The sequence below is a fragment of the Mycobacterium sp. IEC1808 genome (genome assembly GCF_002101935.1).
In the GTDB taxonomy this organism is placed as follows: Bacteria; Actinomycetota; Actinomycetes; order Mycobacteriales; family Mycobacteriaceae; genus Mycobacterium.
On sequence record NZ_LQPV01000032.1, the window covers coordinates 14826 to 35074 of the forward strand.

General features: G+C 68.3%; 21 protein-coding genes and 1 tRNA gene. 12 read left to right on the forward strand and 10 right to left on the reverse strand.

Annotated features, from left to right (window positions below; genetic code table 11):
* Window position 1: 1 nt before the first annotated feature.
* The gene (locus AWB92_RS18875; protein WP_085188362.1) at window positions 2-685 is read left to right on the forward strand and encodes a hypothetical protein; all 684 of its coding nucleotides are present in this window, start codon (window positions 2-4) and stop codon (window positions 683-685) included.
* Window positions 686-691: 6 nt separating this feature from the next.
* Here AWB92_RS18875 and AWB92_RS18880 read toward each other — a convergent pair whose 3' ends face one another.
* Window positions 692-1228 (reverse strand): DUF4232 domain-containing protein, encoded by a 537-nt coding sequence (locus tag AWB92_RS18880; protein ID WP_173817448.1) that lies wholly within the window; start codon window positions 1226-1228, stop codon window positions 692-694.
* A gap of 114 nt (window positions 1229-1342) precedes the next feature.
* On the opposite strand from AWB92_RS18880, the gene acs reads away from it, so the two are divergent.
* A complete protein-coding gene (gene acs / locus AWB92_RS18885; protein ID WP_085188366.1) occupies window positions 1343-3292 on the forward strand; it encodes an acetate--CoA ligase in 1950 nt (649 codons plus the stop codon).
* Window positions 3293-3387: 95 nt separating this feature from the next.
* Here acs and AWB92_RS18890 read toward each other — a convergent pair whose 3' ends face one another.
* Window positions 3388-4083: a S1 family peptidase gene (locus AWB92_RS18890; protein ID WP_142282170.1), complete on the reverse strand. Its 696-nt coding sequence runs from the start codon at window positions 4081-4083 to the stop codon at window positions 3388-3390.
* A gap of 269 nt (window positions 4084-4352) precedes the next feature.
* On the opposite strand from AWB92_RS18890, the gene AWB92_RS18895 reads away from it, so the two are divergent.
* Window positions 4353-4883, forward strand: a complete 531-nt coding sequence (locus tag AWB92_RS18895) for a phage holin family protein (RefSeq protein WP_085188368.1) — start codon at window positions 4353-4355, stop codon at window positions 4881-4883.
* The gene (locus AWB92_RS18900) at window positions 4884-5861 is read left to right on the forward strand and encodes an alpha/beta hydrolase (protein WP_085188371.1); all 978 of its coding nucleotides are present in this window, start codon (window positions 4884-4886) and stop codon (window positions 5859-5861) included. It abuts the gene before it with no gap.
* On the opposite strand, the gene marP is transcribed toward AWB92_RS18900, so the two are convergent.
* The 4 genes from marP to nth are packed head-to-tail and all read right to left on the reverse strand — an operon-like array spanning window position 5854 to window position 9202.
* On the reverse strand, window positions 5854-7047 hold the full coding sequence (marP, locus tag AWB92_RS18905) for an acid resistance serine protease MarP (protein WP_142282171.1): 1194 nt from the start codon (window positions 7045-7047) through the stop codon (window positions 5854-5856). The two genes, AWB92_RS18900 and marP, sit on opposite strands and share 8 nt — an antisense overlap.
* 11 nt (window positions 7048-7058) lie before the next feature.
* Window positions 7059-7814 carry a CoA pyrophosphatase gene (locus AWB92_RS18910; RefSeq protein ID WP_085188406.1) on the reverse strand — a complete coding sequence of 252 codons (756 nt, stop codon included), beginning with the start codon at window positions 7812-7814 and terminating at the stop codon, window positions 7059-7061.
* A gap of 51 nt (window positions 7815-7865) precedes the next feature.
* A complete protein-coding gene (locus AWB92_RS18915; RefSeq protein WP_085188373.1) occupies window positions 7866-8504 on the reverse strand; it encodes a TlpA disulfide reductase family protein in 639 nt (212 codons plus the stop codon).
* Window positions 8505-8521: 17 nt separating this feature from the next.
* Window positions 8522-9202, reverse strand: coding sequence for an endonuclease III (gene nth, locus AWB92_RS18920; RefSeq protein ID WP_173817449.1), 681 nt, complete (start codon window positions 9200-9202; stop codon window positions 8522-8524).
* A 161-nt stretch (window positions 9203-9363) separates the two neighbouring features.
* On the opposite strand from nth, the gene AWB92_RS18925 reads away from it, so the two are divergent.
* The gene (locus tag AWB92_RS18925; RefSeq protein ID WP_085188376.1) at window positions 9364-9759 is read left to right on the forward strand and encodes a hypothetical protein; all 396 of its coding nucleotides are present in this window, start codon (window positions 9364-9366) and stop codon (window positions 9757-9759) included.
* Between the two features lie 96 nt (window positions 9760-9855).
* Window positions 9856-10530: a cAMP-activated global transcriptional regulator CRP gene (gene crp / locus AWB92_RS18930; RefSeq protein WP_036465140.1), complete on the forward strand. Its 675-nt coding sequence runs from the start codon at window positions 9856-9858 to the stop codon at window positions 10528-10530.
* 69 nt (window positions 10531-10599) lie between these two features.
* Here crp and AWB92_RS18935 read toward each other — a convergent pair whose 3' ends face one another.
* Genes AWB92_RS18935 through AWB92_RS29480 form a run of 3 tightly spaced genes read right to left on the reverse strand, consistent with a single transcriptional unit; the run spans window position 10600 to window position 12019 of the window.
* Window positions 10600-11394 (reverse strand): MBL fold metallo-hydrolase, encoded by a 795-nt coding sequence (locus tag AWB92_RS18935; protein WP_085188379.1) that lies wholly within the window; start codon window positions 11392-11394, stop codon window positions 10600-10602.
* Between the two features lie 5 nt (window positions 11395-11399).
* Window positions 11400-11855, reverse strand: a complete 456-nt coding sequence (locus tag AWB92_RS18940; protein WP_085188381.1) for a RidA family protein — start codon at window positions 11853-11855, stop codon at window positions 11400-11402.
* 2 nt (window positions 11856-11857) lie between these two features.
* Entirely contained in the window at window positions 11858-12019 is a 162-nt protein-coding gene (locus AWB92_RS29480) for a DUF4177 domain-containing protein (RefSeq protein WP_007166633.1), read from the reverse strand.
* A gap of 77 nt (window positions 12020-12096) precedes the next feature.
* Between AWB92_RS29480 and AWB92_RS18945 the strand changes: the two genes are divergently transcribed.
* Complete coding sequence (locus AWB92_RS18945; protein WP_085188384.1) at window positions 12097-13119, forward strand: ArsA family ATPase; 1023 nt, start codon at window positions 12097-12099, stop codon at window positions 13117-13119.
* Window positions 13116-14270: an ArsA family ATPase gene (locus AWB92_RS18950; protein ID WP_085188387.1), complete on the forward strand. Its 1155-nt coding sequence runs from the start codon at window positions 13116-13118 to the stop codon at window positions 14268-14270. The genes AWB92_RS18945 and AWB92_RS18950 overlap by 4 nt, the downstream gene beginning before the upstream one ends.
* A gap of 283 nt (window positions 14271-14553) precedes the next feature.
* Here AWB92_RS18950 and AWB92_RS18955 read toward each other — a convergent pair whose 3' ends face one another.
* Window positions 14554-14904 carry a WhiB family transcriptional regulator gene (locus tag AWB92_RS18955; protein WP_066938055.1) on the reverse strand — a complete coding sequence of 117 codons (351 nt, stop codon included), beginning with the start codon at window positions 14902-14904 and terminating at the stop codon, window positions 14554-14556.
* 361 nt (window positions 14905-15265) lie between these two features.
* Between AWB92_RS18955 and ponA2 the strand changes: the two genes are divergently transcribed.
* The 4 genes from ponA2 (at window position 15266) to AWB92_RS18975 (ending at window position 19966) form a co-directional block, all read left to right on the forward strand.
* Complete coding sequence (gene ponA2 / locus AWB92_RS18960) at window positions 15266-17692, forward strand: transglycosylase/D,D-transpeptidase PonA2 (protein WP_085188389.1); 2427 nt, start codon at window positions 15266-15268, stop codon at window positions 17690-17692.
* Between the two features lie 69 nt (window positions 17693-17761).
* Window positions 17762-18730 (forward strand): metallophosphoesterase, encoded by a 969-nt coding sequence (locus AWB92_RS18965; RefSeq protein WP_085188392.1) that lies wholly within the window; start codon window positions 17762-17764, stop codon window positions 18728-18730.
* Window positions 18727-19839, forward strand: coding sequence for a PLP-dependent cysteine synthase family protein (locus tag AWB92_RS18970; RefSeq protein ID WP_085188394.1), 1113 nt, complete (start codon window positions 18727-18729; stop codon window positions 19837-19839). The genes AWB92_RS18965 and AWB92_RS18970 overlap by 4 nt, the downstream gene beginning before the upstream one ends.
* A gap of 53 nt (window positions 19840-19892) precedes the next feature.
* Window positions 19893-19966: transfer RNA gene (locus AWB92_RS18975), tRNA-Pro, on the forward strand.
* Window positions 19967-20249: the final 283 nt, after the last annotated feature.

The following is a 20249-nucleotide window of genomic DNA, read 5'->3' on the forward strand; positions in this document are numbered from 1 at the left end:
TGTGACCTCGCACGAAGTCGGCGTTCAGGTCGGATATCTGGCGGTGGTGTTGGGCGTTCCGGCTATCGGTGTGGTCTGTCTGATTATCGGGTTACGCGCGCGCAGCGCGCGGGCCGTCACCGCCGGCCCCCCGGATGCGCCGGAGTCCCGACCTGCGAAGTGGGCCACCACGCTGATCGTCGTCGGTGCCGTGCTGCTCACCCTGGGTGCGCTCGGAATCGCGGGAAACCTCGTGCGACTGAACAAACGGAGCCTGTTCGACGCCGACAAGTCCATGCCGGTGGGCCAGTGCATCGACCAAAACGAGTTTCTCGCAAGGACTTTCAGTTCCAGCCCGGCCAACGACTGCGCGAACCCGGCGAATACCTATCAACTCGCCTACAAGGGCAGCCCCACGGCGAACTGCCCGGACGGCAAACGCGATAACTCCGTTTACAGCCGATACACCGACGACTCCGCCATCCTGTGCTTCGCGCTCAACCTCCAGCAGGGCCGCTGCTACCAGCTGACCAACGGCGCCGAAAACCTGACGATGAGGCCGGACGACTGCGCCGAGCCCCAGCCGTCCCTGGACCGAGTCGTTCAGCGCTTCGACGGCAGCACGGACACAACACGGTGCGCGCCCGGCGACAAGGCCATCGCCTATCCGGTGCCGCCGCGCGTCTACTGCCTGGCACGCACCTGACCGGCATCAACCCGCAGTGACGGGATGGACCTCCAGCCGGCACGCATCGATGGCTGCCGGCACGGTGAACACCTGCAGGATGGCCGGAGGGCTGACGGCCAGGTCGGTGTAGCCGGGGCACGGCTTGCCGTCGGCGTCGACGGCGACGCCCTCCACGACCGCCTGGCCCTGCGTCGACAGCGACAGCGTGACCGTCGGCGGGTCGTCGGCGCCGGCGGGTAACCCGCCCAGGTAGCCGCGCGGCGTCGGCTGGGCGTGGATGGGCGGCCCGCCGCTGCCCGAGTCAACGCTCGGGTAACCGGTGAGCGTGCAGGGGTCCGCGCCACCGGCGAGGGCGAACAGCAGCGTCACGCCGCGGTGGCCGACGGCGGCCTGCGTCGGGGAAGCGCTGACGGCGACCTGCTCCGACCAGCACGGCGTCGGCTGGTCGATGGCGTCGGACGGCTCGGCCCACGCGGGCGACCCCGACATCGTCGCCGCCGCGTAAGCCGTTGCGGCCGCGGCGAAGCTGAGGGCTGGTCGCCGCGCGTGCAGTCCCGGCACATCGGTGATTATGCGGCACGCGGGCGTGTTTGACCCCGGATCGGGCGGCGGCTTTTCATCAGGAAGGTCTAGGCTCACTGACGGTTGACGAGCCTCGACGCTAGGAGGAATCCTGTGACCGCCACCCACACCGAAGGACCGACGTCTTATCCGCCGTCGGCGCAGTTCGCCGAGCAGGCCAACGCGGGTGAGGAGCTCTACCGCGAGGCCGAGCAGGACCGGCTGGCGTTTTGGGCCAAGCAGGCCAACCGGCTCTCGTGGGCGACACCGTTCACCGAGATCCTGGACTGGTCGGAGGCGCCCTTCGCCAAATGGTTCGCCGACGGCAAGCTCAACGTCGCCTACAACTGCGTGGACCGCCACGTGGAGGCCGGACACGGGGATCGCGTCGCCATCCACTGGGAGGGCGAGCCCGGCGACAGCCGCAGCCTGACCTATGCCGATCTGCAGAAACAGGTGTGCAAGGCGGCCAACGCGCTGACTGACCTCGGCCTGGTCGCCGGCGACCGCGTCGCCATCTACATGCCCTTGATTCCCGAAGCCGTCGTCGCGATGTTGGCCTGCGCGCGCCTGGGCGTCATGCACAGCGTCGTGTTCGCCGGTTTCACCGCCAAGGCGTTGCGGGCCCGCATCGCCGACGCCCAGGCCAAGCTGGTGATCACCACGGACGGGCAGTTCCGCCGCGGCAAGCCGGCGCCGCTGAAGGAGGCGGCCGACGAGGCGGTCTCGGATCCGGATAGCTCGGTCGAGCGCGTTCTGGTGGTGCGGCGCACCGGAATTGACGTGTCCTGGAACGACGACCGCGACCTGTGGTGGCACGATGTCGTCGACGCCGCCTCGGACGAACACACCCCCGAGGCATTCGACGCCGAGCAGCCGCTGTTCCTGCTCTACACCTCGGGCACCACCGGCAAGCCCAAGGGCATCGTGCACACCAGCGGCGGCTACCTGACCCAAGCCTCCTACACGCATTACTACGTCTTCGACGTCAAACCCGAGAGCGACGTCTATTGGTGCACCGCCGACATCGGCTGGGTCACCGGACACACCTACGGTGTCTACGGCCCGCTGTCCAACGGGGTCACCGAGGTTCTGTACGAGGGAACGCCCGACTCGCCGACCCAACACCGGCATTTCGAGATCATCGAAAAGTACGGGGTGACAATCTATTACACCGCGCCCACGCTCATCCGGACGTTCATGAAGTGGGGACGCGAGATCCCCGACGCGCACGACCTGTCCAGCCTGCGAGTGCTGGGCACGGTGGGCGAACCGATCAACCCCGAGGCGTGGCGCTGGTACCGCACGGTGATCGGCGCCGACCGCCTGCCCATCGTCGACACCTGGTGGCAGACCGAAACGGGCGCCGCGATGATCTCCCCGCTGCCCGGGGTCACCGCGGCCAAACCGGGTTCGGCGATGAGGGCATTGCCGGGCATCTCCGCGAGCATCGTCGACGACCACGGCGATCGACTGACGCCTGCCGTCCATCACGGCGAACACATCACCGGCTACTTGGTTTTGGACCAGCCGTGGCCATCGATGCTGCGCGGCATCTGGGGCGATCCGGAGCGCTACGTCGAGACCTACTGGTCCAGATTCGCCGAGCAGGGCTGGTACTTCGCCGGCGACAGCGCCTATTACGACCGCGACGGCGCCATCTGGGTGGTGGGCCGCATCGACGACGTGATGAACGTGTCGGGGCACCGGCTCTCGAGCGCCGAATTGGAGTCGGCGCTCGTCGGCCACCACGGAGTGGCCGAAGCGGCGGTGGTCGCGAAGACCGACGAGACCACGGGCCAAGCCGTCTGCGCGTTCGTCGTCTTGTGCGCCGAGTACCAGGTGCACGACGGGATCGTCGACGAGCTGCGCGCCGAGGTGGCCCGCGAGATCTCCCCCATCGCCAAGCCGCGCGAGATCCACGTGGTGCCCGAACTGCCCAAGACCCGCAGCGGCAAGATCATGCGCCGGCTGTTGCGCGACGTCGCCGAAAAACGCGAGTTGGGTGACACGTCGACGCTGCTCGATCCCGGCGTGTTCGACGCAATCAGGAGCGCGAAGTAGCCCGCACCGGGGCCGGCGCGCAACCGCTCGCGAGCGTCACGCCAGCGCGACACTCGACGGTGAGCGCCACTCTGGCGTGACGCTCGGTGAACGCGTCAGCCCGGCAGCGGCGCAAACCCGGCACCGGGCCGGTGCTTGGCGTTGACGTCGGCGAGGATCGCGTTGAACGACTGCACCACCGCCGGGGTGTGCAGCGGGATGTATTTGATGATGCAGGTCGGCAGGTTGTCGCTGAACGCGCCGTGAATCATGCCGACCAGCAGGTTGTTGACGGTGACGGGCGCCCCGGAGTCACCGGGTTGACCGCATACCTGCATGACGATGGTGCCCGGGTCCTGACCCGGCCCCCAGGTGACGCCGCAGGAGTTGCCCGTCGTGCGGCCCTGCTTGCAGGCCACCTGCCCGAACGTCGGATCCGGGCCGATGCCGCTGATCACGAAGCCGTTGTAGTTGGCCACCGGCGCCACCTTGGCCGGATCGAACTTGATCACCGCGTAGTCCAAATTGTCGTTGCCCGCGACCATCACGCCCAGCGGGCCGCGATCCTGGGCGGCCTCGGCCGCGACCAGCGCGCCGGGACCCCCGCAGTGCGCCGAGGTGAAGCCGATCAGCTCCCCGGCCGCGTCGGTGCCGATCGTCGTCAGGGTGCACATCGTGTCCCCGTTGATGACGATGCCGGCGCCGCCGCCCATCGGGACCCGGTCGTCGCCGGCCGCCGTGGCCGGGACGCTGATCAGGGCCACCAGCACGGCCACCATCACCGCCTTGTAGCAACGGTAGGCCGTCTGCAAAGCAACACCCCCATCGAGCGGTCGGACATCCTGAGCGGCCTGGTCAGTGTAGTCGGCCAGGGTGGCGGATTCGCCAGCGCCGACGACGCAACCTGGTGCCCCGCCATATTCCATTCCCGCTCAAGGGGATCGACCCGCCCGTCGCCGCGGCGGCCGTTTCGCTGTCTGGGCGCCGAACTCCACGGTCCTGCGGCGCCTTCAGCTGGCCTCGTCTGGCATCGCACCGCATGGCAACATGAACCGCGACGAGAGAACCGAGAGGACGGTCCGTGAGCAAAGACGATCGCAACAACGGTGTGCCCAGCACGCTGACCACGATCCCGTTGGCCGACCCGCACGCCAAGCCGGCCGAGCCGTCGATCGGTGACCTGATCAAAGACGCCACAGCGCAGATGTCCACCCTGGTCCGCGCCGAGGTCGAACTGGCCCGATCCGAGATCACCCGGGACGTCAAGAAGGGCCTGACCGGCAGCGTCTATTTCATCGCCGCGCTGGTGGTGCTGTTCTACTCCACGTTCTTCTTCTTTTTCTTCCTTGCCGAACTGCTCGACGAATGGCTGTGGCGCTGGGTGGCGTTCCTGATCGTGTTCGGGATCATGGTGGTCGTCGGCGCCGTGCTCGGCTTGCTGGGCTTCCTGAAGGTCCGCCGCATCCGCGGCCCGCGCCAGACCATCGAATCGGTCAAGGAGACGCGCACCGCGCTCACCCCCGGCCACGAGAAGGCCGCCACCAGCCCGAAGGAGCTCACCGAGTCCGGCGGCGGCAGGCACGAAAAGCCCGCGGACCCCTCGGGTTGGTAGATGCCGGCACCAGATCCGTCGGTCACCCGCATCGACGGGCCATGGCGGCACCTCGACGTGCACGCCAACGGCATCCGATTCCACGTCGTCGAAGCCCTGCCCGACGCGCAAGGTGACGGCGTTCCGCCCGCGCAGCCGGCCACCGCGCGCCCGCTGGTGATGCTGCTGCACGGTTTCGGATCGTTCTGGTGGTCCTGGCGCCATCAGCTGCGCGGGCTGACCGGGGCGCGCGTGGTCGCGGTCGACCTGCGCGGCTACGGCGGCAGCGACAAACCGCCCCGCGGCTACGACGGCTGGACGCTGGCCGGCGACACCGCCGGGCTCATCCGCGCGCTGGGGCACTCGTCGGCGACGCTGGTCGGCCACGCCGACGGCGGGCTGGCCTGCTGGGCCACCGCGCTGCTGCATTCGCGGCTGGTGCGCGCCATCGCGCTGATCAGCTCGCCGCACCCGGCGGCGCTGCGGCGCTCAACCCTGACCCGGCGCGACCAGGGCTACGCCCTGCTGCCGACGTTGCTGCAATACCAGCTGCCCATTTGGCCGGAGCGGTTGCTGACCCGGCATGACGCCGCGGAGATCGAGCGCCTCGTCCGGAGCCGGAGCTGCCCCAAATGGGTTGCGTCCGAGGATTTTTCGCAGACAATCCGGCATATGCGGACGGCCATTCGGATTCCGGCGGCCGCGCACTCCGCGCTGGAATACCAGCGCTGGGCGGTGCGCAGCCAGCTGCGCGGCGAGGGCCGGCGGTTCATGAAGTCGATGAGCCGGCAGCTGGGCCTGCCGCTGCTGCACCTGCGCGGTGACGCCGACCCCTACGTGCTCGCCGACCCGGTGGACCGCACCCAGCGCTACGCCCCCCAGGGTCGCTACGTATCCGTCGCCGGCGCAGGACATTTCAGCCACGAAGAGGCGCCCGAGGAAATCAACCGGCACCTGATGAAGTTCCTCGAGCTGGTGTACGGACGTCCCGTCAGCTGACGCAGGACCCGGTGGCGACCTGCTGGGTGTCGCCGATCTTGGAGAGCTGGCTGGACACCTCGTCGGCGGTCAGCACGAAGCCGGTGTCGGGGTCGTCGACGGCGGCGCCGAACACGACGCCGAGCACACGGCCGTTGAGGTCGATCAACGGACCGCCCGAATTGCCTTGCTCCACACTGGCTCTGATGGTGTACACGTCGCGGGTGACCGGCGCCGGATCCCGGTAGATGTCGGGTCCGCTGAGCCTGATGGCCTCGCGGATCCGGGCCGGGGTGGCGGTGAAGTTGCCGCCGCCCGGATAGCCGAGCACCACAACGCTTTCGCCGCTTTTCGCCTCGCCCTGGGCGAACGCCAACGGCGGCGGCGGCAGGTTCGGGACGGCCAGGATCGCGATGTCGACCGACGGGTCATAGGAGACCACGGTCGCGTCGAGGGGGCTGCCGCTGGCGTAGATCTGGACGCTGTTGGACCCGGCCACCACGTGCGCGTTGGTCATCACCCGATCGGGTGCGACCACGAATCCGCTGCCCTCCAACACCTTTTGGCAGCTGGGCGCGAGGCTGCGCACCTTGACCACGCTCGGCGCCGCGTTCGTCACCACCGGGTTGGTGGCCAGCGCCGGATCGGGCGACGCGACCGGAATCACCGGGGTGCGGCTGAACGGCTCGAGCACCGCGGGCAGACCGGAGGTGTTCAACAGCGCCGAGAGGCGCTTGGGCACCGTCTTGAGCCAGGGCGGCGCGACCTCGTTGACTTGCGCGAGCACCCGCGAACCCCGGACCGCGGCGGCCAATTCGGGCTGGTCCTTGGACTGGGTCAGCGGGGTGGCCAGCAGCCACGCCGCGGTCAACACCACCACCAGCTGGACGCCCACGCCGATGACCGAGTCGACGGTTCGGATCGCGCGGCTGTGGATCGCGCCGCGAACGGCACGCCCCAGCACCACGCCGGCCACCTCACCGACGACCACCAGGGCGAGGATCAAGAACAGCGCGGTGAACAGCTTGGCGCGGGGCGCGGCGATGTGGCTGACGATGTGGGGCGCCAGCAGCACGCCCGCGATGGCGCCGAGCAACACGCCGACGAACGACAGCAGCGAGCCCAGCGCCCCCGAACGCCAGCCCGAGATGGCCGCGATGAAAGCGACTGCCAGCACGGCGATGTCGAGCCACTGCGACGGTGTCATCGAATTCATGTTCATCGACGGGGGCCGCCCTTGTCGCCGACCAACATCATCGCCTCGTCCAGCTCCAGGATCTTGGTGGTGTCCCAGGGCCGGGCCCAGCCGGCGACATCCAGCACCGCGGAAATCACCTGGCCGGTGAATCCCCACACCAGCATCTGATTCAACAGAAACGCCGGGCCGGCCCAGCGACGGCCGAGGTTGCCCCGGTACACCATCAGCCGGTTCTCCGGATTGATGAAGGCGCGCACCGGAACCCGCGACACAATCGCCGTTTCGGTCTCGTCGACGACGGCCACCGGCCCGGGGTCCGGCGAGTACGCTAGCACGGGGACGACGTGGAACCGCGACGGCGCGATGAACGTCCGTTCCATCGTGGCGAGTGGACGCAGCCGGCTGACGTCGATCCCGGTCTCCTCCTGCGCCTCGCGCAGCGCGGTGGCCACCGGGCCGTCGTCGCCGGGATCGGAGGCGCCGCCGGGAAAGGCCGCCTGGCCCGCGTGGTGGCGCAATGTCGACGCCCGCACGGTCAGCAACAGGTCGGCATCGTCGGGCACACCGCCGTCGGCCGGACCGGACTCGGGACCCGAGAACAACACCAGCACCGCCGCCTCGCGGTCGTCACCGAGGAATGACGCCATCGATGCCGCCGCCTTGGACGCGGTCACCATCGCCAACACCCCGGCCGGCAGCCGATGCCGGTACGCCTCGGGGATCTGACCCACGTTGTCCACCAGCGGACGCAACCAAGGCGGAGACACGTCGGGCATCAGCGGGATGACTGAACTCACCGGCGCCTCCCTCGGTCCAGTCAAATCTGCCTATCCCGCGTCGTTTCCGACCGCAGCTGCGATCTCGTCGGCACTGGCGAAAGGCCGCGGCAGCATCTGCGCAACGCTACCGTCCGACCGGAGGACGACCGTCGCAGGCATCACATTTACCACACGCAGCGCGGCAGCGACCCGACGACGGCCGTCCTGCAGCGTCGGCAACCGAACACCCAACTCCGCCAACCGCAGTAACCCGGCCGTCTCGTTCTCGTCCTGGTGGACCGTCACCACCATCACGTCCGCCCCGACCCGCCGCTGATACTCGGCCATCGCGGGAAGTTCGGCCGCGCACGGCGCGCACCAATAGGCCCAGAGGTTGAGGACCACCCGGTGCCCGGCCAGCGCGCGGGCGACGTCGACGGCAGAACCGTCGGCGGCGCATTCCACCGTGACGCCGCGCAGCGCCGCCGGGCCGGGGCCGCCGCCGGGGGCGGGACACGGCGGCAGGTTGGCGCGCTCGCGCGGACCCGCCAGCGCGGCGGGTGTGTCGGCGTCGCGGTGCTCGCGGGGGGCGGGCGCCTGAGTGGTCGCGCTCGGTGCCGAGTCGTCGTGCAGCGAAGCCACCAGCGCCGCGATCAACGCCGCCACCACCGCCAGGATCGCGATAGTCCACCGGGTTGTCCGGGTCAACGTCGCGCGCCCCGGTATTAGAGCCCCACCAGGGCCAGCAGGTGCTCGGTTTCCGGGCCCTGGACGAGCGGCGCGGCGAGCAGCGGTTCGGTGGGGCCCAGCCCGAAGGACGGGCAGTCCTTGGCGAGGATGCAGGCGCCGCACGCCGGTTTGCGAGCGTGGCAGACCCGGCGGCCGTGAAAGATGACGCGGTGGCTGAGCATGGTCCACTCCCGGCGTTCGATCAGCTCGCCGGCCGCGTGCTCGATCTTGACCGGATCCTTCTCGATGGTCCATCGCCATCGGTGCATCAAGCGCGAGAAATGGGTGTCGACGGTGATTCCCGGGATGCCGAAGGCGTTGCCCAGGATGACGTTGGCGGTCTTGCGGCCCACTCCGGGCAGGGTGACCAGCTCGGCCATCGTCGAGGGCACCTCGCCGTCGAACCGCTCGACGAGGGCCTGCCCCAGGCCGATCAGCGACGACGCCTTGTTGCGAAAGAAACCGGTGGGACGGATGAGGTTTTCCAGCTCGTCGCGGTCGGCTTGCGCATAATCCAGCGCGGAGCGGTACCGCTTGAACAACGCCGGCGTGGTCAGGTTGACCCGCTTGTCGGTGCTCTGCGCCGAAAGGATGGTGGCCACCGTCAGCTCCAGCGGCGTCGTGAAGTCCAGCTCGCAGTGGGCGTCCGGAAACGCTTGCGCCAGTGCGCGATTCATTCGCCGCGCCCGTCGCACCAACCCCACTCGCGTCTCTTTGGACCAGCGATCGGCGACGACACCGTCGGGCGCGGAAGGCGTTGACTTCGGACGTCCGGATGCCTTTGCCGCTGTCACCTACGACAGAGTACTGATTTCGTGATCTGGCTGAGACCTAAGCCATGTTTACTTTCCCTGTGTCATGGTTGCTGGTGGCGTGCGTTCCCGGGCTGTTGATGCTCGTGACGTTCGGTCTGGGGCGGCTGGAATCCGACCTGTCCAATGACACCGTCTCGGTGGCCGATGTCGACGAGTTCCTCGAGTACGCCGAGGCCGTCGACGTGCACACGCTGGCCCGCGAAGGCATGCCGGAGGCGCTGGAATACCTGCACCGGCGCCAGGCCCTGCGGCCCGCGGATGCACCGCCGGCGCAACCGGCGATCGGACCGCGGCACGCCAAGCCGGTGTTTGCCACCACCTTGGGTGACCGCGATGAGGCCGGCCTACCGACGCCGATACGGGCCGGTTCGCGTGTTAATCCGCAATTTAGGGGGACTAGACACGTCAATCGTGTGTAGCGTGGCACGTTGGACACAATTGGCCTACCTCTAGACTTACGTCACACGGGCAGGGTTGGCCTGCCCGTATCACAAGTGGAAGCTGAAGAGGCAACGGTGGACGAGATCCTGGCAAGGGCAGGAATCTTCCAAGGGGTTGAGCCCGGCGCGGTCACCGCGCTGACCAAGCAATTGCAACCCGTCGACTTCCCGCGCGGTCACACGGTTTTCGCCGAGGGGGAACCGGGCGACCGGCTGTACATCATCGTTTCGGGGAAGGTCAAAATCGGCCGGCGGTCGCCGGACGGCCGCGAGAATCTGCTGACGATCATGGGCCCGTCGGACATGTTCGGCGAGTTGTCGATCTTCGACCCGGGCCCGCGGACTTCCAGCGCGACCACCATCACCGAAGTTCGGGCCGTGTCGATGGACCGCGACGCGCTGCGGGCGTGGATCGCGGATCGCCCGGAAATCGCCGAGCAACTGCTGCGGGTCCTTGCCCGACGGCTGCGGCGGACCAACAACAACCTGGCCGACCTCATCTTCACCGACGTGCCCGGCCGGGTGGCCAAGCAGCTGCTGCAGCTGGCCCAGCGGTTCGGCACCCAGGAGGGCGGCGCGATGCGGGTCACCCACGACCTCACCCAAGAGGAGATCGCCCAACTGGTGGGCGCTTCGCGGGAAACGGTCAACAAGGCCCTGGCCGACTTCGCCCACCGCGGCTGGATTCGCCTGGAGGGCAAGAGCGTGCTGATCTCAGACTCCGAGAGGCTCGCGAGGCGCGCCCGCTGAATTCCCCCGCCGAGCAGACACAAAAGCCCCGACACGCCGAGCGAGAAGGGGCTTTTGCGTCTGCTCGCGCTACCGAGTACGCAGATAGTCCAGCTGCGCCTGCACAGACCATTCGGCCACGTCCCAGAGCTTCTCGTCGACGTCGACATAGACGTACTCGACGATCTCGCGCGTAGTGGCCTCGTTACCGAGATCCGACAGCGCGGCGCGCACCTGCTCCAGGCGTTCGTGCCGGTGCGTCAGGTAGCCCGACGCGACGGATTCCAGGTCGGCCAGCTGCGGGCCGTGCCCGGGCAGCACCGTGCGTCGGCCCAAACCGCGTAGCCGCCGCAGCGATTCCAGGTAGTCGGCCAGGCTGCCGTCCTCCTTGTCGATGACGGTGGTGCCGCGGCCCAGCACGGTGTCCGCGGTCAGCACGGCATCGTCAAGCAAGAATGACAGCGAGTCGGCGGTGTGGCCGGGCGTCGCAATCACCTTGATCTTGAGGCCGGCCGCATCGATCACTTCGCCGTCGGTCAGGTGACCGCCGAGGCCGCGCAGGAATCCGCTGCCCGCGGACCGGACCGTCGCCCCGGTCAGCTCGACGAGCTTGTCGATGCCGTCGGTGTGGTCGCCGTGCCGGTGGCTGATCAGGACCAGCGCGACGCGGCCGAGCGCGGCGATCCGGGCGATGTGTTCGTCGTCGTCGGGGCCGGGATCCACGATCACCAGCTCGTCGCTGCCCGGGCCGCGCAGCACCCAGGTGTTGGTGCCCTCCAGCGTCATCAGGCCCGGGTTGTCGGCCAACAGCACCGAGGCAGTGTCGGTGACCGCCCGCAGCCTGCCGTATGCGGGATGGGTCAGCGACTCGGCGGTCTCGGTCACGGCCGTCAGCCAACCTCCACGATCAGCTCCACTTCGACCGGCGCATCCAGCGGCAGCTCGGACACCCCGACCGCCGAGCGCGCGTGGGCGCCTCGGTCGCCGAACACCTCGCCGAGCAGGTCGGAGGCGCCGTTGATGACACTGGGCTGCCCGTTGAAACCCGGAGCCGAGGCGACGAACCCGACGACCTTGACCACCCGGGCAACGGCGTCGATGCCCACCAGCGAATGCACGGCCGCCAACGCGTTGAGCGCACAGATCCGCGCCAGCGACTTGGCGTCCTCGGGGCTGACCTCCGCGCCGACCTTCCCGGTCCGCGGGAGCTTCCCGTCCCGCATCGGCAGCTGACCCGAGGTGTAGACCAGGTTGCCGGTCCGCACCGCGGGAACGTAGGAGGCCAGCGGCGCAACCACCTCGGGAAGCATGAGGCCGAGCCGCCCGAGCCGGGCCGATGCGCTCATCTCTACTTGGGGCGCTTCAAATATGCGACGTGCTGCTCGCCGGTGGGCCCGGGCAGCACGGACACCAACTCCCAGCCGTCGGCGCCCCACTGGTCCAGGATCTGTTTGGTGGCGTGCGTCAACAGCGGGACCGTGACGTATTCCCATGCGGTGGGTTGGCTCATGACGCGAGCTTATCGGTCAGCTTTCCAGGGCTCTGGCCAGCCCAAGGGCGGTGCGGCGGCCGGGCTAGCATGCGAAGGTGGCATCCACTGGAAACGGCGGTAGTTCCGTCGGTTGGCCCGCCCGCTTGTCGAGGGCGCGCTTACATTTCGTGACCGGCAAGGGCGGGACGGGTAAGTCGACGGTCGCGGCCGCGCTCGCCCTCACGCTGGCGGCGGGCGGCCGCAAGGTCCTGCTCGTCGAAGTCGAAGGCCGCCAAGGGATTGCGCAACTGTTCGACGTCCCGCCGCTGCCCTACGAGGAGGTCAAGATCGCCACCGCCGAGCGCGGCGGGCAGGTCAACGCGCTGGCGATCGACATCGAGGCCGCGTTCCTCGAATACCTGGACATGTTCTACAACCTCGGCATCGCGGGCCGGGCGATGCGACGCATCGGCGCCATCGAGTTCGCGACGACGATCGCGCCCGGCCTGCGCGACGTGCTGCTCACCGGCAAGATCAAGGAGTCGGTGGTCCGCCTCGAAAAGGGGGCCAAGAACCCGGTCTATGACGCGGTGGTCGTCGACGCGCCGCCGACCGGCCGCATCGCGCGCTTCCTCGACGTCACCAAGGCGGTGTCCGACCTGGCCAAGGGCGGCCCGGTGCACTCGCAGTCCGAGGGTGTGGTGAAGCTGTTGCACTCCGATCAGACCGCCATCCATCTGGTCACGCTGCTGGAGGCGCTGCCGGTGCAGGAAACGCTCGAGGCCATCGAGGAGCTGGCCGAAATGGAGCTGCCGATCGGCAGCGTGATCGTGAACCGCAACATCCCGTCGTTCCTGGAGCCGCGCGATCTGGCGAAGGCCGCCGAGGGGGACGTGGACGCTGACTCCGTGCGGGCCGGCCTTCAAATGGCGGGAATCAAGCTCGCCGACACCGACTTTGCGGGCCTGCTGACCGAGACCATTCAGCATGCGACCCGGATCACCGCACGCGCCGAGACGGCGCAGCAACTCGACGCGTTGAAGGTCCCGCGGCTGGAGCTGCCGGCGATTTCCGATGGCATCGACCTCGGAAGCCTGTATGAGCTGTCGGAAACTCTTGCGCAGCAGGGGGTCCGATGAGCGCCACGACGAAAACCCTTGATATGGCCGCGATCCTGGCCGACCGATCGAATCGGGTGGTGGTGTGCTGCGGCGCCGGCGGGGTGGGAAAGACGACCACCGCAGCCGCGATGGCGATGCGCGCCGCCGAATACGGCCGCACGGTATGCGTTTTGACGATCGACCCGGCCAAGCGGCTGGCGCAGGCGCTCGGGGTCAACGACCTCGGCAACACCCCGCAGCGGGTGCCGTTGGCGCCCGAAGTGCCCGGCGAGCTGCACGCGATGATGCTCGACATGCGCCGCACCTTCGACGAGATGGTGATGCAGTACTCCGGCCCCGAGCGGGCAGAGGCGTTGCTGAACAACCAGTTCTACCAGACGGTCGCCACGTCGCTTGCCGGCACGCAGGAGTACATGGCGATGGAGAAGCTGGGCCAGTTGCTGAGCCAGGACCGCTGGGACCTCATCGTCGTGGACACCCCGCCGTCGCGCAACGCGCTGGACTTCCTGGATGCGCCGAAACGGTTGGGCAGCTTCATGGACAGCCGGCTGTGGCGGCTGCTGCTCGCACCCGGCCGCGGCATCGGCCGATTGGTCACCGGCGCAATGGGTTTGGCGATGAAGGGCATGTCCACGATCATGGGCTCCCAATTGCTCAGCGACATCGGTTCATTCGTGCAGTCACTGGAATCGACCTTCGGCGGTTGGCGGGAAAAGGCCGACCGCACCTACTCGCTGCTGAAGAGACGCGGCACTCAGTTTGTCGTGGTGTCGGCCGCCGAACCCGACGCGCTGCGCGAGGCGGCCTTCTTCGTCGACCGGCTGTCGCAGGAGGGCATGCCGCTCGCGGGGCTGGTTCTCAACCGCACCCACCCGACGCTGTGCTCGCTGCCGGTCGAACGGGCCATCGACGGAAGCGAGACGCTCGACGCCTCCGATTCCGAGGCCGCCGCGCTGGCTTCCGCCGTGCTGAAGATCCACGCCGACCGGGCGCAAACCGCCAAACGGGAGATCAGGCTGCTCTCCCGTTTCACCGGCGCCCACCCGCATGTGCCGGTCATCGGGGTTCCGTCGCTGCCGTTCGACGTTTCCGATCTCGACGCGCTGCGGGCGCTCGCCGATCAGATCACCGCCCCCGGCGACGAGGCGGCCCGCGCGGCGAGCGGTTGAGCACACGCGCTCGGTGAGCGAATCAATCTGGCGGGCACACGCCGGTCAGACGCGTGCGGAAGCTATTTGACACGAGCGATTCCCGGTGGGCTCCTGCGGGCTCGTTGCTGTCGAATTTCTATTGGGCACAAGCCAGCTCGTATTCAACACGAGCCAGTTGTATATTGAACACAGTCCAATTAAGAGCGGCGCTTAGGGCTGTAACAATTACGTAATCATGAAAACGGTTATTTTCAGAACCGTTAGTTTGCCTACAGCCGAGGGCTTGGTCAGAAATCTCGAATCAGCCGACGCTGCGGCCGCGGCGCTTGTCGAAGAAGTCCTGCCAGGAGACGACTTCTGGATGCTGCTTGAGCAGCGCCCGGCGCTGACGCTCGGTCATACCGCCCCACACTCCGAACTCGACCTTGTTGTCCAACGCGTCCGCGCCACACTCCTGCATCACCGGGCAGTGGCGGCAGATCACCGCCGCCTTACGCTGGGCGGCCCCCCGAACAAACAGTTCATCGGGGTCAGTGGTCCGACACAGCGCCTTCGAAACCCATGCGATCCGTTCCTCGGCGTCGACACTCCGCAATACGCCCTGAGCAGCCGCGATGTTCGTTCGACGTGCGGCCGGCCGTGAACCTGACACGAGCTGTTCCCTTCCTTCCGACCGCTTGTCGCGGCCGCCCTCCTCGGGTGCAGACCCCTGCTGCGATCTACGCCACACCATGCAAATCGGTGTTATCTGAATCTCACCGTGTGTCTAAGTTAGGTGGTCAGGTGGCAATTGCGCAACAGTCTGATAACGCTTTTTTTGGGACGGGCGTGCAGCCTTAGCGAAAAGGATAATGCCGAGCGGCGCCCCGCGCACTTCACCTCGGTGGCTGACCCGTGACGGAACCGAAAATTTTTTGCCGAGCCCCATCGTAAGTTCGCTGGTCACGGTGCGCGAGGGCTTTGGGCCAACTCGTGGCGTGGCCAGGTGAGCGGGGGCGGCTACCCTAGAGCGCATGTCAGACCGCCCCCCGGCCGCGCTCACGGTTCTCAAGCTCGCGGGGTGCTGTTTGTTGGCCAGTGTCGTCGCCACGGCCCTGATGTTTCCGCTCGCCGGCGGGATCGGGCTGATGTCCAATCGGGCCTCTGAAGTCGTCGCCAACGGGTCCGCCCAGCTGACGCAGGGCGAGGTGCCCGCGGTGTCGACGATGGTCGACAAGAAGGGCAACGTCATCGCCTGGCTTTACTCTCAGCGCCGCTTCGAGGTGCCCACCGACAAGATCGCCAACACCATGAAACTGGCGATCGTCTCGATCGAGGACAAGCGCTTCGCCGACCACAACGGGGTTGACTGGAAGGGCACCCTGACGGGGCTGGCCGGCTATGCGTCCGGCGACGTCGACACCCGCGGCGGGTCGACCATCGAACAGCAGTACATCAAGAACTACCAACTGCTGGTGACCGCCCAGACCGACGCCGAGAAGCGCGCGGCGGTCGAAACCACCCCGGCGCGCAAGCTGCGCGAGATCCGGATGGCGCTCACGCTGGACAAGACCTTCACCAAGCCGGAGATCCTGACGCGCTATCTGAACCTGGTGTCGTTTGGGAACGGTTCGTTCGGTGTGCAGGACGCGGCCCAGACCTACTTCGGCATCAACGCCTCGGATCTGAACTGGCAGCAGGCGGCCCTGCTCGCGGGCATGGTGCAGTCGACCAGCGCGCTCAACCCGTACACGAACCCCGACGGCGCCCTGGCCCGGCGAAACCTGGTCCTCGACACCATGATCGAGAACCTGCCCCAGGAGGCCGACGCCCTGCGCGCCGCGAAGGCCACGCCGCTGGGCGTGCTGCCCCAACCCAACGAGCTGCCCCGTGGCTGCATCGCGGCCGGCGACCGCGCCTTCTTCTGCGACTACGTCCAGGAGTACCTGTCGCGCGCGGGGATCAGTAAGGAACAGGTGGCCCGGGGCGGCTACCTGATCCGCACCACGTTGGACCCGGACGTGCAGATCCCGGTGAAGGCGGCCATCGACAAGTTCGCGAGCCCGACCCTGCCGGGCATCTCGAGCGTCATGAGCGTCATCGAGCCGGGCAAGACCTCCCACCACGTGATGGCGATGGCCAGCAACCGCACCTACGGCCTGAACCTCGACGCCGGCGAGACGATGCGACCGCAACCGTTCTCCCTCGTCGGCGACGGCGCCGGATCGGTATTCAAGATCTTCACCACCGCCGCCGCACTGGACATGGGGATGGGCATCAACGCCAGCCTCGAGGTGCCGGGCCGGTTCCAGGCCAAGGGCATGGGCAGCGGCGGGGCCAAGGGCTGCCCAAAGGACACCTGGTGCGTCGTCAACGCGGGTAACTATCGGGGCTCGATGAACGTGACCGACGCGCTGGCCACCTCGCCCAACACCGCGTTCGCCAAGCTGATCCAGCAGGTCGGCGTGACCCGGACGGTGGACATGGCGATCAAGCTGGGGCTGCGGTCCTACGCCGATCCCGGCACCGCGCGCGACTACAACCGCGACAGCAACGAGAGCCTGGCCGACTTCGTCAAGCGGCAAAACATCGGCTCGTTCACCCTCGGCCCGATCGAGGTGAACGCGCTGGAGTTGTCCAACGTCGCCGCCACCCTGGCCTCCGGCGGCGTGTGGTGCCCGCCGAACCCGATCGACAAGCTGATTGACCGCAACGGTAACGAGGTCTCCGTGACGACCGAGACCTGCGATCAGGTGGTGCCCGAGGGCCTGGCCAACACGATGGCCAACGCGATGAGCAAGGACGCCGTGGGCAGCGGCACGGCGGCCGGCTCGGCCGGCGCGGCGGGCTGGGACCTGCCGGTGTCCGCGAAGACCGGCACCACCGAGGCGCACAGATCCTCCGCTTTCGTCGGTTTCACCAGCCACTACGCGGCGGCCAACTACATCTACGACGACTCACCCAACCCGACGGACTTGTGCTCCGCCCCGCTGCGTCACTGCGGCGAGGGCGACCTCTACGGCGGGAACGAGCCGGCGCGCACCTGGTTCACCGCGATGAAACCGATCGCGAACAACTTCGGCGAGGTGAAGCTGCCGCCGACCGATCCCCGCTACGTCGAGGGCTCCCCGGCGTCCCGGGTGCCGGCCGTCACCGGCCTGGACGTCGACGCGGCCCGCCAGCGCATCAAGGAGGCGGGCTTCCCGGTCGCCGACCAGACCAACTCCGTGAACAGCAGCGCAAAGGCGGGCGAGGTGGTCGGAACGTCGCCGTCCGGCCAGACGATTCCGGGCTCGATCATCACGATCCAGGTCAGCAACGGCATCCCGCCGGCGCCACCGCCACCGCCCGAGGGCGCGCCACCGGTGGTGGGGTCGCAGGTGGTCGAGATTCCCGGCCTGCCGCCGATCACGATTCCGCTGCTGGCGCCCCCGCCGCCGCCCGGGGCGCCACCTCCGTAGCGGCCCGCAACACGGACTTGTGGCGCAAGCTATACGCCCCGACACCGCAACCGGCAGTAGGCTTCCTGCATGGCTGACGTTCGCCCGATTGCCCCCGTCCTGAAGCGCACCGGCGCCGTCGCGCTCGGCTCGACCCTGGCCGGCATCGGTTACGCCTCGCTCGTCGAGCGCAACGCGTTCGTCCTGCGCGAGATAACGATGCCCGTCCTGTCACCGGGCTCCACGCCGCTACGGGTGCTGCACATCAGCGACCTGCACATGACGCCCAACCAGCGCCGCAAGCAGGCCTGGCTGCGCGAGCTGGCCGCCTGGGAGCCCGACCTCGTGGTCAACACCGGCGACAACCTGGCGCACCCCAAGGCGGTGCCCGCGGTGGTGCAGACGCTGGGCGACCTGCTGTCGCGGCCGGGCGTCTTCGTCTTCGGCAGCAACGACTACTTCGGGCCCCGCCTGAAGAACCCGCTGAACTACCTGACCAACCCGTCGCACCGGGTCCGCGGCGAGCCGCTGCCCTGGCAGGACCTGCGGGCGGCGTTCACCGAGCGCGGCTGGCTCGACCTGACGCACACCCGCCGCGAGTTCGAGGTGGCCGGGCTGCACATCGCCGCCGCGGGCGTGGACGACCCGCACATCGACCGGGACCGCTACGACGCGATCGCGGGGCCGGCCAGCCCGGCCGCGAACCTGCGGCTCGGTTTGACTCACTCCCCCGAGCCCCGGGTCCTGGATCGCTTCGCCGCCGACGGCTATCAGCTGGTGATGGCCGGGCACACGCACGGCGGGCAGCTGTGTCTGCCGTTCTACGGCGCCCTGGTGACCAACTGCGGCCTGGACCGCTCGCGGGCCAAGGGACCGTCGCGCTGGGGCGCGAACATGGCGCTGCACGTCTCCGCCGGGATCGGCACCTCGCCGTTCGCGCCCGTGCGATTCTGCTGCAGGCCCGAGGCGACACTGCTGACGCTGATCGCCAGCCCCATGGGCGACCGCGATTCCACCAGCGACCTGAGCCGTTCACAGCCGACCGCTTCGGTGCGTTGAGCGAACGGACCCGGATCGCGGTCCGCACCCTGCCCCGAAGCTGGACGGACGACGCGATCCGGCTGATCCAGGCCGACGCGCGGCGCAGCGCCGACACCCACCTGCTGCGTTATCCCCTGCCGTCGGCGTGGGGCGGCGACGCGGACGTCGCGCTGTACCTCAAGGACGAGAGCACGCACATCACCGGCAGCCTCAAGCACCGGCTGGCGCGCTCGTTGTTTTTGTACGCGCTGTGCAACGGCTGGATCGGCGAGGGCACCACCGTCGTCGAGGCGTCCTCGGGTTCGACGGCGGTGTCGGAGGCCTACTTCGCCGCCCTGCTGGGGCTGCCGTTCGTCGCCGTGATGCCCGCGTCGACCAGCGCCGCCAAGATTGCGCTGATCGAATCACAAGGCGGCCGTTGCCATTTCGTGACGGACTCGAGCCAGGTGTACGCCGAGGCCGAGCGCGTCGCCAACGACACCGGCGGGCACTACCTGGACCAGTTCACCAACGCGGAGCGTGCCACCGACTGGCGCGGCAACAACAACATCGCCGAGTCGATCTACGAGCAGATGCGCGACGAGAAGCACCCCGTCCCGGAGTGGATCGTGGTCGGGGCGGGCACCGGCGGCACCAGCGCGACCATCGGCCGCTACATCCGCTACCGGCGGCACGCGACCCGGTTGTGTGTCGTCGACCCGGAGAACTCCGCGTTCTTTCCCGCCTACGCCGAGGACCGCGATGACATCATGATGCCCACCTCGTCGCGGATCGAGGGCATCGGCCGGCCGCGGGTCGAGCCGTCGTTTCTGCCCGGCGTGGTCGACCGCATGGTCGCGGTGCCCGACGCGGCGTCCATTGCCGCCGCCCGCCACGTCACCGCCGTCCTGGGGCGCCGGGTGGGGCCGTCGACGGGCACCAACCTGTGGGGCTGTTTCGGGCTGATCGCCGAGATGGTCTCCGAGGGCCGCAGCGGGTCGGTGGTCACCCTGCTGGCCGACAGCGGTGACCGCTACGCCGACACCTACTTCAACGACGAGTGGGTCAGCGCGCAGGGGCTCGATCCCGCCGGCCCCGCCAAGGCGCTGGTTGAATTCGAGCACAGCTGCGTGTGGTCTAGCCCGTAGCCAGCGGTTTGGCCAGCCGACCGGCTGGTGCGATACGCTGTCGAGGCTTCAAGCGGGGTGTGGCGCAGCTTGGTAGCGCGCTTCGTTCGGGACGAAGAGGCCGTGGGTTCAAATCCCGCCACCCCGACCCAGTCGAGTATCTCGTCGAGGGCGGCGTCGGTGTCGGCCGCGCGGCGACGCCAAGCGGATTCGTGTCAAACCCGGGCTGCTGCGGCAGACCTGCCGGCCGTGCTGGCGACGGCCACCTTCTTACGATCCCAGCCCGCAGCACAAGATCCTCACTGGCATCTTCATCGACGGCCTGCGCGCAGATCACGCCAGACGGCGGCTAGGTGTACTGACCACGGACGTTGGTGACGGCGTGGCGTGGTGACATGACGAAGACCTCCGAGTGAAGTGCGAGCTGTCTA